We start from the raw sequence: 15,741 nt of genomic DNA on the forward strand, positions 1-15,741 counted from the left end.
CCGGCCGGAGGACAAAGCCCCCGACCGGTTGACGGATGCCGGATTAGAACATGTGTTCCTTGTAGGTCGCCTTGTCGGCGAGAACCATGCCGTTGCCGAGGATGAGCAGGCCCTTGCCGGGACCCTGCTTGACCGAGACCTTGTTGTAGCCCTCGACGCCGAGGTCCATGCCGTCGGTCACTTCCTTCTTCTCCAGCAGCAGCTTGGCGACGGCGTTCATCGCCATGCCGGCCTTCTGCGGGTCCCAGAAGCCGATCGCCGTGATAGCGCCGGATTCTAGAAGATCGGCGGACGGGTTCGGAAGACCGGTGCCGACGAGGCAAACCTTGCCGCTGAGGCCCGCTTCGTCGATCGCGCGGCCGACGCCGAGCACGTCGTTGCCGGCCGAGGTCTGGAAGCCCTTCAGGTCGGGATGCTTGCGCAGCACTTCCTTTGCCTTTTCATAGGTGCCGTTGGCGTCGTCGAAGGATTCGTTGTTCGGATCGACGAGTTCCATGCCGGCATACTTCTTGGCATTCTCCTCGCCGGCACCGACCCACTGCATGTGTGTGCGGCTGCCGAGCGAACCGACAAAGGTCGTCCACTTGCCTTCCTTGTTCATGCACTCGGCCAGGCGCTCGTTCAGCGCCGCGCCGTAATCGGCGTTGTCGAAGGCCTCGACGTCGGCATGCGTGTTCGTCTGGTTGTCAGCTTCATGCGTGACGACGACGATGCCGCGCTCCATGGCGCGCTGGAAGGTGCCTTCGAGAACGGCCGGATCCATCGGCACGACGGCCAGCGCGTTGACGCCCTTGGCAACGAGGTCGTTGACGATCTGGAGCTGCTGGGCGGAGTCCGCAGTCGCCGGGCCGCTCTGGCTGGCGACGACATCCGGGTTGGCTTCCTGATAGGCGACGACGCCGGTGTTCATGCGGTCGAACCACGGAATGCCGCTGATCTTGACGACGGTGGCGATGACCGGCTTTTCCTGCGCAACCAGCGTGCCGATGGAACCAACGAGTGCCACGGCAGCAACCGTGGTTCCCGCGAGCATCTTCTTCGAAAATGACGTCATGTTTTCCTCCACTAATTTTCCCTCGCTATTTCACTTCGGCGTTTGAGGGACAGGCACCGAAGGGTTTGGAGAGCGGCGACCCGGCGACAGGAAGCCCGCGATGTCGTACCGGCCGACGGCCAGGAAGGTGAGCAGCAGCAGGCCCCAGGCGAAATCGCGCACGAAATTGGAGAGGCCGCCGAAATTGAGCAGGCTCGACATGAGCTGCAGGGCAATCGCGCTGAGCACGACGCAGATGACGCGGCCGTAGCCACCTTCCGGCTTTACGCCGGCCATCACGGCGATGAGGATCGCGATGAGCAGGTAGGTGCTGCCGTAATCATACTTCACGTTGACGTTGCGCGCCGCGATGATGACGCCGACAAGACCCGACAGCATGCCGGAGATCGCATAGGTCGCGACGAGCACACCGTTCTTCGGGAAGCCCGCATAGACTGCGGCCTTGGGATTGGTGCCCATCAACATCAGCCACAGACCGTAGGGCGTGAACTTCAGCAACGCGGCGATCACGCCAGCAACGACCACGAAGAGCAGGAAACTGATCGGAATCTGGAACAGCATGTCGTTGCCGATGCTGGAGAGCAGCGCCGGGCTGCCGACCATCACGGCCTTGCCGCCCGATACCACAACGGCAAGCCCCATGAAGGCCATTTGCGTGCCGAGCGTGCAGAGGATCGGCGTGATGTTCAGCCGCGAGATGAGAAGGCCATTGATCACCCCGCCCGCAAGGCCGGTGAGGATGGCACCTGCGATGAAGGCGAGGCTGAAGGCCGTTCCGCTGTCGTTCACCGACACGAAGGACGACACGATGACGGCGGAAAGCACGCCGGAAAGATTGGCAAGCGCGATGCCGGACAGATCGATGCCGCCATTGCCGGCACACATTGCCAGCATGACACCGATGGCCAGAAGACCGATTTCCGGCACCTGGCTTGCCATGGACTGAAGATTGAAAATCGACAGGAAGGAGCCGCCGGAGATCATCGCTCCCGCAACGAGCAGAAGGCCGTTTATGACAGCCAGCATCGCCAGCTGTCCGCCGGTTTTTCGCATATTCCCCTCCCGTTTGTTTACTAAACAAACCTTGACTTCACTAAAACGCTAGCAAAGGATTTTTGCGATGACAAGCCCTGTTTGCACAGCAAATCGGTTGCGAACGCCCTGAAATTGCCCTAGGTCTCGCAAAGACGACCTAAATCGTTTAGTAAACTTGTTCGCAGCCGCAGCATAAAAAGGCCTTCACTTCCGCATGAAGAAACCGGGAAAACTGACCATCAGGGACATCGCGGAGGCCGCCGGCGTATCGCCGGCAACCGTATCGCTCGTGCTGAACGGCAAGGGGGAAATTTCCGGCGTGACGCGGGCGCGCGTGCTGGAGGCGGTGGCAAGCCTGAACTATGTACCACGCGCAGCAAGAAGCAGCGCGGAGCCTGGCGAAACGCTGCGTTTCCTGAAGATCGCCAAGCACGGCCATACCGTCAATCGCGACCACAGCGTCTTCATCTCCGACTACATCGACGGCATGTCCGCGGAGGCGACGCGGCGCAACTACACGCTCGAAGTCGTGAGCTTCGAGGGGCAACCGATCAGCTCGGTTGCGGAATCGCTTGCGGGTGCGCCGATTTCCGGCGTCATCGCGCTCGGCACGGAGTTGACGGAAGCCGATATCCGGCTGATCCAGGGCCTCGGCCTGCCGACCGTCTTCATCGACACGTTCTACGATGTCCTCGATGCCAACTTCGTCGATATGAACAACGAGGACGCCGTCTACAAGGTCGTGTCCCGCTTCCAGCAGCAGGGTTTCCAGCGTATCGGCTTCGTCGCGTCCCATGTCGATACGACGAACTTCCGCCTGCGCCGTGAAGCCTTCTTCAAGAACATGGCGCGGCTTGGCCTGTCGGTGAACGAAGCCGACATTCTTTCGGTGGAATCCACCTATGACGGCGCCTATCTCGATACGCGCGCCCTGCTGTCGACGGGCCTCGACCTTGCGGAATGCTATTTCTGCACAAACGACATCATCGCCTACGGCTTTATCCGCGCGCTTCGCGAGCACGGTGTTGCCATACCCGACGACGTCTCGATCATCGGCTTCGACAACCTGCCGCAGAGTGCCACGATGGAGCCCGGCCTGACGACGATCGATGTATCGAAGCGCAAGATCGGCAATCTCGCCGTCACGGTCCTCAACGACCTGATCGCTGCCGCAGAGCCGCAGCCACCGGTCAAGATTCTCGTCGGTGCTGATCTCGTCCTGCGGGCAAGCCATGAACGCGGCCTGTGGAAACCGACCCGGAACCGGCTGCCGAACACTGTCAAGCAGCCGGCGGAGTAGCCTCTGCCGGCATGCCGGGCACTACCCGCGCTCCGCCTGACGATCGCCCAATTCGACCATCCTTTCCCGCAGGAGCTTGCACATGGAATACAGGACACTCGGCCGTTCGGGGCTCAAGGTTTCGGCCATCGCGATGGGCACCTTCTCCTTCGGCGGCGTCGGCGCCTTCGCGCGCGTCGCAAATCAGGGCGTCGAGGAGGCCCGCCGCCTCGTCGATTGCTGCATCGATGGTGGTATCAATCTCTTCGACACCGCCAACATGTATTCGCTCGGCCGGTCGGAGGAAATTCTCGGCGAGGCGCTCGGCGATAAGCGCAACCAGGTGCTCGTCTCCTCGAAGGCGCGCATGCGCATCGGCGACGGCCCGAACGACGAGGGCCTGTCGCGGTATCACCTGATCCGCGAATGCGAGCGCAGCCTGAAGCGCCTGCGCCGGGATCACATCGACATCTACTTCATGCACGAATGGGATGGCGTGACGCCGGTCGAGGAGACATTGTCTGCCCTCGACACGCTGCGGCAGCAGGGAAAGATTCGCTACATCGGCTGCTCGAACTATTCCGGCTGGCACATCATGAAGGCGCTCGGGGTCGCTGAGGCGAAAAACCTGCCGCGCTTCGTGACCCAGCAGATCCACTATACCCTGGAAGCCCGTGAGGCCGAATACGAACTCCTGCCACTCTCTGTCGACCAGGGCCTCGGCGCGATGGTCTGGAGCCCGCTGGCGGCCGGCTTCCTGTCCGGCGCCTTCGGCCGCGACAGGTCACCGGCCGGTTCGCGCCAGGCTGCCGGCTGGAGCGAGCCGCCGATCCGTGACGAAGAGCGTCTCTGGACGATCGTCGATGCTCTGGACGTCATTGCAAAGGCCCGCGGCGTCTCCGTCGCGCAGGTATCGCTGGCCTGGACGCTATCGCGCCCCGCCGTGGCAAGTCTCGTCGTCGGCGGCCTCAGCGAAGCCCAGTTTCGCGACAATATCGCCGCCGTCGACCTGAAGCTTACCGACGAGGAGCTGGATACCCTCAACAGGGTTAGCCGCCCCGCCTACCTCTACCCCTACTGGCACCAGCATAATTTTGCCAAGGACCGTTTCAGCCCGGCCGACTGGGCCTTGCACGACAGCTATTCGGATCTCGGCCTGGTTTAAATATCCGAACCGGCCGGGCGTCGTCTCAAAGGCCCACTTGGCGCTGTTTCAGGCGATGGCTCAGCTGGAAGGTGACGGCCGCAATGAGCAGGAATGCCAGCATGATCAGAACGAAGCTGACGACAAGGCTGGTTGCCTGCGCGAGGAAGCCGAGCAGAGCCGGGCCGAGCAACAGCCCGCTGTAACCCATTGTGGTCACGATGGAAATCGCCCTTCCGGCGGCGGCTCCGCCGACTTGGCCAGCACTTGCAAACACCGCCGGAACCATGTTCGCAACGCCGAGGCCGCAAAGCGCAAGAGCCGCCAGGGACAATACCGCGCTGTCTGCGAATAGGAGAATGGCGACCGACATCGCGCAGAGGACACCACCGATCCTGATCAGCGGCACGTGCCCGACACGCCGCGTCACGGCATCCCCGACAAGACGCCCACACGCCATGGCACCGGCAAAGATGGCAAACGCATAGGCGCCATGGCTTTCGGATGCACCGAGAATGTCGATCATGTAGATCGCCGTCCAGTCCATCATGCCGCCTTCCGCAAGCAAAGCCAGAAACGCGATACTTCCGAGCACGAAGATGAGGGTGCGTTGTGCGGCGCCGAGCGACGTACTGGTGGCTGGCGTGCCTTCGGGGTGCAGGCTCGATGATCGATGAGCCGCTTTCGTCGCGATCATCCGGCTTGATAGCGCAAGGGCCACGACGAGGAGGCCGGCCACCCCAAGGCACGCCTGCAGGCCGCCGCCGTGGCCGATCAGTTGGCCCACGAGGAATGCGCCGGCAAGATTGCCGATGCTGAAGACCGCATGAAAGGACGACATCAGGTGCCGGCCGGTCTCCAGCTCGATTTGCGATGCTTCGGTGTTCATCGCCACATCGAGCGTCCCGAATGCCGCGCCGGCGACAAACACGCAGCCGCCGAGAACAATCGGATTTTCGATAAACGGAATGACCAGAAAGGCCGCACCGAAAACCACGCTGCCGCAGAGGCTCAGCACCTGGTTGCTGATCATCCGGTCGATATAGCGGCCGACATTGATCATCAGGACGATGGCGCCGAAGGCAAAGCAGAGAAGCACCGTTCCAAGCTGCCCCTTGTTCAGCCCGACGTCGGCAGCGAGAAGCGGAAGGCTGGACGCCCAAGCGCCTATGCCGATGCCGGCGGCAAGGAAGAACAGATTGCAATGTAGCCGGCTCGATCTGCAAAGCCCGCTTATCGTGATAGGGGTGGACGCCATTTCAAGAAGGTTTCCTGTGCCTGATCTTTGCCATCGCTCTCTTAGAGATCGACAGCATTGCGCCTCACGCGCGTTGCAGCCTCCGCCAGGCGGTCCGGCGATATCCGCCCGGATCGAGCCGCCGCGGCAATGCCGTCGCACAGGGCCTCAAGGTGCAGCCCTCCTCCCACGAGCAGCAGGTCCGCACCCGCATTCACCGCAGCGATGGCGGTTTCAAGGAGCGAGCGACCGCGCATGGTGGCCGGAGCGTCGAGGTCGTCGCTGACAATCAGGCCCTTGAACCCGAAAGCATCCCGCAGCATCGTCATGACCGCAGGCGACGTGCTGGCGGCATTCTCTTGATCGATTGCGGCAACGGGCGCCGGTCCTGTCATGACCGCCCTCGTTCCGGCAGCAATCGCGGCCTTGAATGGCAGCGCATTGTGCAGAAGTCGATCCAGCGGCGTGTGCAGGGAAACATCCACCAGCGCCGGGTCATGTTCCAGATCGTTGAAACCGGGAAAGTGCTTGGTCACCGCGGTGACCCCGGCGCTCTGGACACCTTTCACGAAGGCCGATACCAGCCTTGCAACGGCTTCCGGATAGGTCCCCATTGTCCGGCCGCGCAGCCAGGCGTTCTGGCCGTCAATCACGTCGGCGATCGGGGCGAGGAACATCGACACGCCGAGTTCGCGCGCAGCCACAGCCGTCACCCGACATCGCTCTGCTAGGGCCTCATCGGAAAGAGCATGGGCCTCATCAAGCGAGGGAAGTGGCGGAACCAACCCCTGAAGCCTCTGGATGCCGCCCAGTTCCTGATCCACGGCAACGATCAACTGAGGGCGGACGGCTTTCAGACGCGCGATGTGACCGCGAAAGACATCCGCCGTCTCGCCGGCAAGCCTTTCCGCCGACATCGCCCGCGCGACATATTCTGCCCGGTTTTCCCCGATCAGAACGGAACAACCGCCCTTTTCGAGAAAGGGTTCCATGACATCCATGAAGTCGAACGTGTCGAAGGCGGGCAAAAGGATCGCCCTGGCGTCCTGATCCGGTGAAAAAGTCATCATTGTCTCCGTGCGATGAGAGGGCGGGCGTTGTCAGACGGTTTCGACATCGACACCGGTTTCGCGAATGGATTTGAGGATGGCAGCGTCCGTGCTGCTCGTAAAAAGCGCCGATACGGCGGTGATCGGGGCCACTTCGTAGGTTGCGGCCTGACCAAGCTTGTCGGCCGTCGCCATAAGCAGGGTCTTGTTTGCAGCCCGGATCATCGCGGCCTTCAGGTGGGCATCCTCGAAATCGTCGGCGCGGAGCGTCAGATCATGGTCGACGCCGCAGGTGCCAAGAACACAATAGTCGACCCGCAAGGCCCGGATCGCATCGATTGCGCCGGCACCGGTCGCACTGCGCGTCAGCCGGCCGAGGCGGCCGCCCAGCATGATCACCTCGGCAAGCGGATGGTCGAGCGCGGCAGCGGCAACGTCGACCGCGGTCGTGATGATGCGCAACGACATCGCCGGCGACAGGCTGCGCACGAACTGCACGACCGTCGTGCTGGAATCCACAAGCAGCGTCGCGCCGTCCGGGATCATCGCCGCCGCAGCACGGCCGATACGCTCTTTCTCTCCCGCATGCAGCGTCTCACGGCGATGGAAGTCGAGCGCAGGCGTGACCAGCCGAGCCGCGCCGCCATGAAACCGCTGCACCAGGCCGGCATCCGAGAGGTCGCGCAGATCGCGACGGATCGAATCTTCCGACACGCCGAATTCCTGCGCGAGCCCGGTAGCAAGGACCCGCCCTGCCGCATTGACCTTGTCGAGGATGACAGCCTGCCGCTCCTCTGGAGAAAGCCCCGCCAGTTCCGCCTTGTCCGCACTCATGCCCTCGCCTTCTCCGCCTGCGCGAGAAGTCCAAGCGCGGTCAGCCGCACTTCTAGCGCCTCGGCCGTGCGGAAATGCTCGGTGTGGAAGCCGAGCGCTGCGGCAGCGGCAATGTTTGCGGCATTGTCGTCGATGAAGATGCACTCTTCGGCGCGCACACCCGCTCGCTCCAGAAAACGTTCAAAGATCGCGACACCCGGCTTCACAAGCTTCTCCGTGCCGGAAACGACGAGAACGTCGAACGCGCCCAGGAATGGATAGATCTCCTTTGCCCTCGGGAAGGTCTCGGCCGACCAGTTTGAAATGGCGTGCACCGGAACGCCCGCGTCTTTCAGACGCCAGAGAATGTCGGCCGTCCCGGACACCTCGCCTCCCAGCATTTCATGCCAGCGCAGCCAGTAGGCTTCGATGAGGGCCGCCCGCTCGGGGTGGCGCTCCGCAAGCTCTGCGATGCCTTCGGCAAACGGCACGCCCGCATCGAACTGCTCGTTCCACGCCGACGTGCAGACCTCGCTCAGGAAGGCCGACACGGCCGCCTCGTCCGGCAGCAGCTTGCGATAGAGATAAGCGGGATTCCAGTCGATCAGGACGCCGCCGATATCGAAGACCACAACATTCGGTTTCATTCAACTTGCCTTTTTGTGCGTGAATTGATTCTCATCATGCACGAACAGGCATATATGCGCAATAAAAAGCATCACGCGCGCATGAATTTGTGCGGCAACCTCACCACGCTAGGAACGAATGAACTCCGCGGCCCGCTCGCCGATCATGATGCAGACGGAATTCGGGTTGCCGGAAATCAGCGTCGGCATGACCGACGCATCGGCAACGCGAAGCCGCTCGATACCGTGCACGCGCAGTTTCGGATCGACAACCGCCATGTCATCGCCACCCATCCGGCATGTGCCGGCAGGATGAAGGGCGGCATGCGCGTCCTTGACACAGAAGGCCCTGATATCCTCGCGCGTCTTGAGGGACGGCGATGGAGCGTGCCGTGCCGTCACGAATTGCGCGATCGCCGGCTGCGCCATGATGTCGATGGCGGCCATCGCCCCTTCGGTCATCGCGTCGAGATCGTAAGGGTCGGAGAAGTAGCGGGGCGCCACACGCGGATGTGCCGCCGGGTCGGCGCTCAGGAGTGTGACCTCTCCCCTGGAGCGCGGCCGGATCTGCCCGAGATTGACCGTGCAGCCATTGCCGCCGGGAACCGCATCGACACCTTCCTCGATGCCGGCGCCGACAACCATGAAATACTGGATATCCGGGCTCGCCTCGCCCCTGTTGCCCCACCAGAAGGCACCGCCTTCGATGAGGTTGGAGGACGCGGGACCGTTGCGGAACAGCGCATAGTTCAGGCCGGCAAGCGCCTTCCAATGCGGCTTCTTGTACTTGTCGTAGCTGTGCGGGCCATTGAGCTGGTAGACCAGCGAAATCTCGATGTGATCCTGCAGGTTCTGGCCAACGCCCGGCAAATCGGCATTGACGTCGATGCCCTGCCGACGGATCTGGTCCGCAGGCCCGATGCCCGACAGCATCAGGAGCTTCGGCGTGGCAATCGCGCCCGTGGAAAGGACGACCTCCTGGTCGGCCCGGTACACAACGGTGCGCTTGCCCTTCACGCACTCGACACCGACGGCGCGTCCATTCTCAACGAGTACGCGCGTGACCATGGCTCCGGTTTCCACACGCAGGTTACGCCGCTTTCGGGCCGGATTGAGGTAGGCCACCGCGGCGGAGCTGCGGCGACCGTTGCGGGCCGTTATCTGGTAGAGGCCGCAGCCTTCCGGGTCGCCTGAATTGAAATCGGGATTATAGGGCAGCCCGGCCTGCTGGCAGGCTTGCAGCCACGCGCGGGTCAAGGGATGGATGTAGTCGATGTCGGAAACGCCGAGCGGGCCGCCGACGCCATGAGCCTCGTTGCAGAAGCGGTTATTATCCTCGGCGCGCTTGAAGAAGGGCAGGACATCAGCATAGCCCCAGCCTTCGGCGCCCATATCGACCCATTGCTCGTAGTCGGACGGCACGCCGCGAATGTAGATCATCGCGTTGACCGAGCTGCCCCCGCCGAGAACCCGCGCCTGCACCATCGTCGGAGTTTCCGAGCGCTCCTGCTCGGGCATCGGCTCCCAGGGAATGCGCTTCAACAGATCGCCCTGCGCGGTCTTGTAGTAGGCGCCGGGAATGTGGATGTAGGGGCTGCGGTCGCGCGGTCCCTCCTCCAGCAGGAGCACGTTGACGGCGGGATCTTCCGAAAGCCGGGCAGCAACGACGCAGCCCGTCGAGCCGCCGCCGACCACGATATAGTCGAATGTGGTTATCTCATCCGGATGCCGGGGAGAAATGCCATAGCGCGCCGATCCCATGTCTCGAAGTCCCATCATTGCCCCCTTGAAATGGCGCTGCCGGCCTTGATCGCGAGGGCAGCAATGGTCAGAGCCGGGTTCACGGCAGCCGAAGTCGGCAGCACGGACGCATCCGTGATGTAGAGGTTCTCGACATCGTGGCTGCGGCAATCGAGATCGACGACCGAGGTTTTCGGGTCGCTGCCCATGCGGGCCGTGCCGCATTGGTGCGACGTCGTCTTGCGGCCGAAGGTGTGCGTCAGCACGATCGGAAAACCGGCCTTTCGCATGACGGCGCGCGTCTTGGCGATCAGCGCCTCATGCGCACGCATGTTCGAGCGGATCCAGTGCATGACGATGCGGTTGTCGCGCACCATCACCCGGCTTTCGGGATTGGGAAGGTCTTCGCTCGTCAGGAACCAGCCATAGGCATAGCGGGCAATGAGCCTGGCAACCCAAGTCGGTGCCGGAAAGGGAAGATTGGCCTTGAGGATGTTGCCCGTGATGTGGCCGAGAAGCTGGACGTTGCCGAGGGGGGCACCGTATTCGTTGTCCGCATTGTAAAAATCGTTGAAGGCGATGGTCTTCTGGTAGACCGAAGTGTTGGCGGCGAAGGGATCGATCGTCAGCATCGCAGTCGTGTTGTGGTTCATGAAGTTGCGGCCGACTTGATCCGAGCCGTTGGCGAGGCCGGTCGGATGCGCCTTGCTGGCGGAGCGCAGGAGCAGCGCTGCACTCTGCACAGCGCCGGCCGCCACCGCGAAGCGATCTGCCGAGATATGCTGCTCCACCCCATCTTTCACATAGACGGCGGACACGACCCGGCGGCCCGTCTCGTCCGTTTCGAGGCGGGTCACGGAGGCGCCGGTCACGAGGCTGACATTCGGATGGGTGAGCGCGCTGGCAAGCGGACCGACCTCCGCATCGATCTTGCCGGTGCCGGTGTTCGGAAACGCATCCCAGCCCGTCGGCGCCCGCTTCAGCCACGCGTCGATATCGATCGATAGCGGCAGGGCAGCCGGGTGGATTCCGGCCTTTTCCAGCCGGCGACGAACGGCGGCGATCGACGGTTCGTCAGGCACCGATGGATAGACGTAGGGCTTGGCATGCGCCGGCTCCGTCGGATCGCGGGAAACCGAACCGCGCACCCGAAAAATGCTCTCGGCTGCATCATACCAGGGTGACAAGTCCTCATAGGACATCGGCCAGCCCGGGGATGCTCCATCCATATGCGGCCGTGATGCAAAGTCCTCGCGCCGGTAGCGATACATGACGGCGCCGAAGAACTTCGAATTGCCGCCGACATAGTAGTAATTGCCGGGGAGAAACCCCTCTCCGTCCGTGCCCAGCCACTCCTCCGAAGACCGATAAAAACCCTTCTGGAAGATCGCACGATCGTCACGCGCCTCCGGACTGTCCTTCAGGTAATCGCCGCGCTCGAGGATGACGATCCGCAAGCCGGAGGGCGCCAGGCTGTGCGCCAGGGACGCCCCGCCGATGCCGGAGCCGATGATGACGATGTCTGCGGTCTGGGTCATGATGTCTTTCAGTCGATGCGCGTTTCGGTATCGATGTCGAACAGCACGGTCTTCGACGTATCGACGGACAAGGCGGCTTCCTGGCCTGCATGCGCCTGCTTGGGCGGAAGGCGGGCCGTCACCTCCACGCCGCCAAGCTGGAAGACGGCGAGCGTGTCAGGCCCCGTCGGCTCGACAACGTCGAAGTCGATGGTCAGCGACGGAGGGATATCGCCACTCGCGATCGAGAAATTCTCGGGTCGTATTCCGACAAGCACTTTCTTGCCGGCGTAGCGTCGCACGGCCTCCGGCGAGAGGACGATGCCCGCGATGCGGGCTGGCTGTCGGTTGGCGATGTCTACAACGGCGGTGACCGTCGAGCCCTGTGCCTCCAGAACGGCCGGCACGATGTTCATGGCGGGAGACCCGACAAAGCGCGCGACGTAGACGTTGGCGGGCCGGTCATAGACGGCCTGGGGCTCGTCGATCTGCTGCACGACGCCGTCCTTCATGACCGCCACGCGCGTGGCGAGCGTCATGGCCTCGATCTGGTCATGCGTGACATAGACGATCGTCGTGCCGAGGCGGGCATGGAGGCGCTTGATCTCCGTGCGCATGTCCACGCGCAGCTTGGCATCGAGGTTCGACAGCGGTTCGTCGAACAGGAACAGTTTTGGCTCGCGGACGATCGCGCGGCCCATGGCAACGCGCTGGCGCTGGCCGCCGGACAGTTGCGACGGCTTGCGATCGAGCAGATGCGTGATCTGCAACAGGTCCGACGCGGTTTTCACGGCCTTGGCGCGATCGGCCTGGGCGACCTTGCGGATCTTCATGCCGAATTCGATGTTCTGGCGCACGGTCATCGTCGGGTACAGCGCGTAGGACTGGAACACCATGGCGATGTCCCGGTCCTTCGGCGAGAGGTCGTTGACGGCCTTCCCTGCAATCCGGATCTCGCCGCCCGAGATGGTTTCCAGGCCGGCGATCATGTTGAGAAGCGTGGACTTGCCACAGCCGGAAGGGCCGAGCAGCACGAGGAAGTCGCCGGTGCCGATGGAGATCGAAACCTCCTTCAGAACCTCGAGATGGCCGTAAGCCTTGCGGACGCGATCGATTTCTAGAGTGGACATAGCCTCAGCCTTTCACGGCGCCGGCCGTCAAGCCGCGGACGAAATATCGACCTGCGACGATGTAGACGACCAAGGTTGGGATGGCGGCGATCATGGCGGCGGCCATGTCGACGTTGTATTGCTTGCGACCGGTGGTCACGTTGACGATGTTGTTGAGCGCGACGGTGATGGGGCTGCTGGAGCCGGAGGTGAAGGACACGCCGAACAGGAAGTCGTTCCAGATCTGCGTGAACTGCCAGATGCAGGACACGACGATGATCGGGATCGAGGTCGGCAGGATGACACTCCAGAAGATGCGGAAGAAGCCGGCACCATCGACCATCGCCGCCTTCGTCAGTTCATCCGGCAGCGAGACGAAATAGTTGCGGAAGAACAGCGTCGTGAAGCAGATACCATAGGAGACGTGGACGGCGACAAGCCCGGGAATGGACCCGGCGAGACCCAGCAGCCCGAGCGTGCGTGCCATGGGGATGAGGATCGCTTGGTACGGCAGGAAGCAGCCGAACAGCATGAGTCCGAAAACGAAGTTGGCGCCTGGAAATTTCCATTTCGTCAGGATGTAACCGTTAATGGCGCCGATGCCCGTCGAAAGGGCCACGGCCGGGATCACCATCAGCAACGAATTGAGGAAATAGGGTTTCAGCCCTGTGCATTCGGTGCCGATGCAGGCCTGCGACCACGCTGCCCGCCACGCATCGAGCGTCACCACCTTGGGCAGGCCGATGAACGAGCCGCCATAGATCTCGTCGAGTGGTTTCAGCGATGTCGTGACCATCACCCAGAGCGGCATCAGGTAAAGCAATGCGACGATGACCAGGCAGGCATAGATGGCGATACGGCCAAGCCGCATCTTGCCGGATTGGGAGAGTGCTTCAGCCATCGTTTTTCTCCCGAAGCTCGGAATAGAGGTAGGGAATGATGATCGCCGCGACGGTCATGAGCATCATCACGGCACTTGCCGCGCCGACGCCCATCTGGTTCCGCCGGAAGGTGGCGGAGAACATGAAGGTCGATGGCAGTTCGGTTGCGGTGCCGGGGCCGCCGTTTGTCAGCGCCAGGACCAGGTCGAAGCTTTTGATGGCGATGTAGCTGAGCAGGACGATCACGCTCAGCATGGCCGGGCGCAGCATCGGGATGATGATCTGGCGATAGATCCGCGGCAGCGTGGCGCCCTCGATCTGTGCCGCCTTGATGACGGAGTTGTCGATGCCGCGAAGGCCGGCGAGGAAGATCGCCATGGCAAAGCCCGAGGATTGCCAGACACCGGCCACCACGACCGTGTAGATCGCCATGTCCGGATTGGTGATCCAATCGAAACGGAAGTCCATCCAGCCGAGGTCGTTTACCACCCGCTGGATGCCGAGGCCGGGATTCATGATCCACTTCCAAGCGGTTCCCGTGACGATGAACGACAGCGCCATCGGGTAGAGGTAGATCGCTCGTAGAGCGCCTTCGGCACGAATATTCTGGTCGAGAAGGATCGCCATCAGCAGGCCCAGGCCCGTCGACAGCGCGAGGAAGAGCACGGAAAAGATGAACAGGTTGGCGACAGCCGTGTGCCAGCGGGGCGTGGCCCACAGGCGGATATATTGCTCAAGGCCGACGAAATCGTAGGTCGGCACGAATTTCGACGAGGTGACGGAAATCAGTCCCGTCCAGAGAATGAACAGGTAGACGGTGACGATGACGACGAGCAGGCTGGGAGCGACGACGAGGCGCGGAAGCCAGGCTGCCAATCGCGATGACATGCGCGTAGAGGCGCTCATGGGTCAGCTCCGATGGCGGTAATGGGGAGGAGCCACGCGGTGCGGCTCCTCCGATTGGCTGTATGGCTTATCGAGCGTTGTCGATGCCGGAGACCAGCATCTTGACGGCATCTTCCGAGCTCATGGTGCCGACGAAGAACTGCGCGGCGACGTCGCTGAAGACGGAAGCGAATTCCGGCTTGGCGGCAAAACCGTGCGTCATGGCGCCCTGCATGCTGCCCTTTTCGATTGCGGTGGCACGCTCCTGGTAGCCGAGCTTTGCGCAATCGTCGAAATCGTCGACCGAGACGTCGCTACGGGCCGGGATCGAGCCCTTGATCAGGTTGAAGCCCTTCTGGACCTTCGGATCCATGATGGTTTCGACAAGCGCTGTCTGCGCGTTCTGCACGTTCTCATCCTTGACGATGAACGTGCCGAAGCTGTCGATCAGGTACTGGAAGGACGTAACCTCGCCGGGCGTCGCAAAGCAGTAGAAATCCTGGTTGGGCTTCAGCCCCTTTGCGAGGAACTCGCCCTTCGCCCAGTCGCCCATGAACTGCATGGCGGCTTCGCCGTTGATGACCATGCCGGTCGCAACCGCCCAGTCGCGGCCGACGAAGTTGTTGTCGACGAGGCCGCGCACTTCGCGCAGCGTGTCGAACACCTTGACCATCTCCGGGCTGCCGAGCGCTTCCGGATCGAGGTCGATCGCCGTCTTCTGGTAGAATTCCGGGCCGTTGACGTCCGACAGGAGGGCATCGAAGATGATCCCGATCTGCCACGGTTCATCGCCCATCGCGATGGGAACGATGCCCTTCTCCTGAAGTTTCTGGCCGGCCGTGATCAGTTCCGCCCACGACTTGGGAACGGCGATGCCGGCATCGTCGAAGATCTTCTTGTTGGCCCAGACCCAGTTCTGGCGGTGCATGTTGATCGGGGCCGCGATGAAGGCGTCGCCCGACGTCACGAACGGCAGGAGCTGAGGCGCGAGCGCTTCACGCCAGCCGCCGGCCTTGGCGAGGTCGTTCAGGTCGCGAACAACGCCCTGCTCCGCCCATTGCACGCCTTCCCAACCGAGAAACTGCATGGCGCCCGGCGGGTTGCCCGCCGTAAGGCGCGAGCGCAGTGCCTGCTGCGCGTTCGCACCGCTCATGCCGCCGACGGCGGAATCCTTCCATGTGAAGCCCTTGGCCTCGAGTTCCTTGCGAATGACGTTGAGGGCGTCGACCTCGCTTTGCGAGACCCAGTGGTGCAGAACTTCGATCTCGCCTTCGGCACGGGCCGCAACGGGCACGAGCATGGTCGCCGCAAGAACGGCAGCTATAAATTTCGACATGAGTTGGTCCTCTCTGGTTGGGTTTTTGAGCGCAGC

14 protein-coding genes are annotated in these 15,741 nt (G+C 62.5%); 2 read left to right on the forward strand and 12 right to left on the reverse strand.

The window, feature by feature from the left end; translation table 11 throughout:
• Positions 1-43: 43 nt before the first annotated feature.
• Both AC1RT2_RS22190 and AC1RT2_RS22195 read right to left on the reverse strand, forming a co-directional pair.
• A complete protein-coding gene (locus AC1RT2_RS22190) occupies positions 44-1,054 on the reverse strand; it encodes a substrate-binding domain-containing protein (protein WP_493105391.1) in 1,011 nt (336 codons plus the stop codon).
• Positions 1,055-1,084: 30 nt separating this feature from the next.
• On the reverse strand, positions 1,085-2,107 hold the full coding sequence (locus tag AC1RT2_RS22195) for an ABC transporter permease (protein WP_493105393.1): 1,023 nt from the start codon (positions 2,105-2,107) through the stop codon (positions 1,085-1,087).
• 196 nt (positions 2,108-2,303) lie between these two features.
• Here AC1RT2_RS22195 and AC1RT2_RS22200 point away from each other — a divergent pair, with 196 nt between their 5' ends.
• Together AC1RT2_RS22200 and AC1RT2_RS22205 are read left to right on the forward strand one after the other, a co-directional pair.
• Entirely contained in the window at positions 2,304-3,389 is a 1,086-nt protein-coding gene (locus tag AC1RT2_RS22200; RefSeq protein ID WP_493105395.1) for a LacI family DNA-binding transcriptional regulator, read from the forward strand.
• A gap of 82 nt (positions 3,390-3,471) precedes the next feature.
• A complete protein-coding gene (locus AC1RT2_RS22205; protein WP_493105397.1) occupies positions 3,472-4,533 on the forward strand; it encodes an aldo/keto reductase in 1,062 nt (353 codons plus the stop codon).
• Between the two features lie 25 nt (positions 4,534-4,558).
• On the opposite strand, the gene AC1RT2_RS22210 is transcribed toward AC1RT2_RS22205, so the two are convergent.
• The 10 genes from AC1RT2_RS22210 to AC1RT2_RS22255 form a co-directional block, all read right to left on the reverse strand.
• The gene (locus AC1RT2_RS22210) at positions 4,559-5,770 is read right to left on the reverse strand and encodes an MFS transporter (RefSeq protein WP_493105399.1); all 1,212 of its coding nucleotides are present in this window, start codon (positions 5,768-5,770) and stop codon (positions 4,559-4,561) included.
• A gap of 41 nt (positions 5,771-5,811) precedes the next feature.
• Positions 5,812-6,777 (reverse strand): glycoside hydrolase family 3 N-terminal domain-containing protein, encoded by a 966-nt coding sequence (locus AC1RT2_RS22215; protein ID WP_493105400.1) that lies wholly within the window; start codon positions 6,775-6,777, stop codon positions 5,812-5,814.
• Between the two features lie 72 nt (positions 6,778-6,849).
• Positions 6,850-7,632, reverse strand: a complete 783-nt coding sequence (locus tag AC1RT2_RS22220; protein WP_493105401.1) for a DeoR/GlpR family DNA-binding transcription regulator — start codon at positions 7,630-7,632, stop codon at positions 6,850-6,852.
• A complete protein-coding gene (locus AC1RT2_RS22225; protein WP_493105402.1) occupies positions 7,629-8,258 on the reverse strand; it encodes an HAD family hydrolase in 630 nt (209 codons plus the stop codon). Before AC1RT2_RS22225 ends, AC1RT2_RS22220 begins: the two co-directional genes overlap by 4 nt.
• A 108-nt stretch (positions 8,259-8,366) precedes the next feature.
• On the reverse strand, positions 8,367-10,016 hold the full coding sequence (locus AC1RT2_RS22230) for a GMC family oxidoreductase (protein ID WP_493105404.1): 1,650 nt from the start codon (positions 10,014-10,016) through the stop codon (positions 8,367-8,369).
• Positions 10,013-11,515 carry a GMC oxidoreductase gene (locus tag AC1RT2_RS22235; protein WP_493105406.1) on the reverse strand — a complete coding sequence of 501 codons (1,503 nt, stop codon included), beginning with the start codon at positions 11,513-11,515 and terminating at the stop codon, positions 10,013-10,015. Before AC1RT2_RS22235 ends, AC1RT2_RS22230 begins: the two co-directional genes overlap by 4 nt.
• Positions 11,516-11,523: 8 nt before the next feature.
• Positions 11,524-12,624 carry an ABC transporter ATP-binding protein gene (locus AC1RT2_RS22240; RefSeq protein WP_493105408.1) on the reverse strand — a complete coding sequence of 367 codons (1,101 nt, stop codon included), beginning with the start codon at positions 12,622-12,624 and terminating at the stop codon, positions 11,524-11,526.
• Between the two features lie 4 nt (positions 12,625-12,628).
• On the reverse strand, positions 12,629-13,504 hold the full coding sequence (locus AC1RT2_RS22245) for a carbohydrate ABC transporter permease (RefSeq protein WP_493105410.1): 876 nt from the start codon (positions 13,502-13,504) through the stop codon (positions 12,629-12,631).
• A complete protein-coding gene (locus tag AC1RT2_RS22250) occupies positions 13,497-14,390 on the reverse strand; it encodes a carbohydrate ABC transporter permease (RefSeq protein ID WP_069063126.1) in 894 nt (297 codons plus the stop codon). The genes AC1RT2_RS22245 and AC1RT2_RS22250 overlap by 8 nt, the downstream gene beginning before the upstream one ends.
• Positions 14,391-14,457: 67 nt before the next feature.
• Entirely contained in the window at positions 14,458-15,705 is a 1,248-nt protein-coding gene (locus AC1RT2_RS22255) for an ABC transporter substrate-binding protein (RefSeq protein WP_069063127.1), read from the reverse strand.
• Positions 15,706-15,741: the final 36 nt, after the last annotated feature.

Source organism: Shinella sp. GW821-FHT11G07 (genome assembly GCF_058808115.1).

Bases quoted from the DNA above. Each gene is read 5' to 3' on its own strand.
- AC1RT2_RS22235 (WP_493105406.1), bottom strand. From the start codon at position 11,515: ATGACCCAGACCGCAGACATCGTCATCATCGGCTCCGGCATCGGCGGG.
- AC1RT2_RS22210 (WP_493105399.1), bottom strand. From the start codon at position 5,770: ATGGCGTCCACCCCTATCACGATAAGCGGGCTTTGCAGATCGAGCCGG.
- AC1RT2_RS22225 (WP_493105402.1), bottom strand. From the start codon at position 8,258: ATGAAACCGAATGTTGTGGTCTTCGATATCGGCGGCGTCCTGATCGAC.
- AC1RT2_RS22245 (WP_493105410.1), bottom strand. From the start codon at position 13,504: ATGGCTGAAGCACTCTCCCAATCCGGCAAGATGCGGCTTGGCCGTATC.
- AC1RT2_RS22255 (WP_069063127.1), bottom strand. From the start codon at position 15,705: ATGTCGAAATTTATAGCTGCCGTTCTTGCGGCGACCATGCTCGTGCCC.
- AC1RT2_RS22230 (WP_493105404.1), bottom strand. From the start codon at position 10,016: ATGATGGGACTTCGAGACATGGGATCGGCGCGCTATGGCATTTCTCCC.
- AC1RT2_RS22195 (WP_493105393.1), bottom strand. From the start codon at position 2,107: ATGCGAAAAACCGGCGGACAGCTGGCGATGCTGGCTGTCATAAACGGC.
- AC1RT2_RS22200 (WP_493105395.1), top strand. From the start codon at position 2,304: ATGAAGAAACCGGGAAAACTGACCATCAGGGACATCGCGGAGGCCGCC.
- AC1RT2_RS22190 (WP_493105391.1), bottom strand. From the start codon at position 1,054: ATGACGTCATTTTCGAAGAAGATGCTCGCGGGAACCACGGTTGCTGCC.
- AC1RT2_RS22205 (WP_493105397.1), top strand. From the start codon at position 3,472: ATGGAATACAGGACACTCGGCCGTTCGGGGCTCAAGGTTTCGGCCATC.
- AC1RT2_RS22220 (WP_493105401.1), bottom strand. From the start codon at position 7,632: ATGAGTGCGGACAAGGCGGAACTGGCGGGGCTTTCTCCAGAGGAGCGG.
- AC1RT2_RS22240 (WP_493105408.1), bottom strand. From the start codon at position 12,624: ATGTCCACTCTAGAAATCGATCGCGTCCGCAAGGCTTACGGCCATCTC.
- AC1RT2_RS22250 (WP_069063126.1), bottom strand. From the start codon at position 14,390: ATGAGCGCCTCTACGCGCATGTCATCGCGATTGGCAGCCTGGCTTCCG.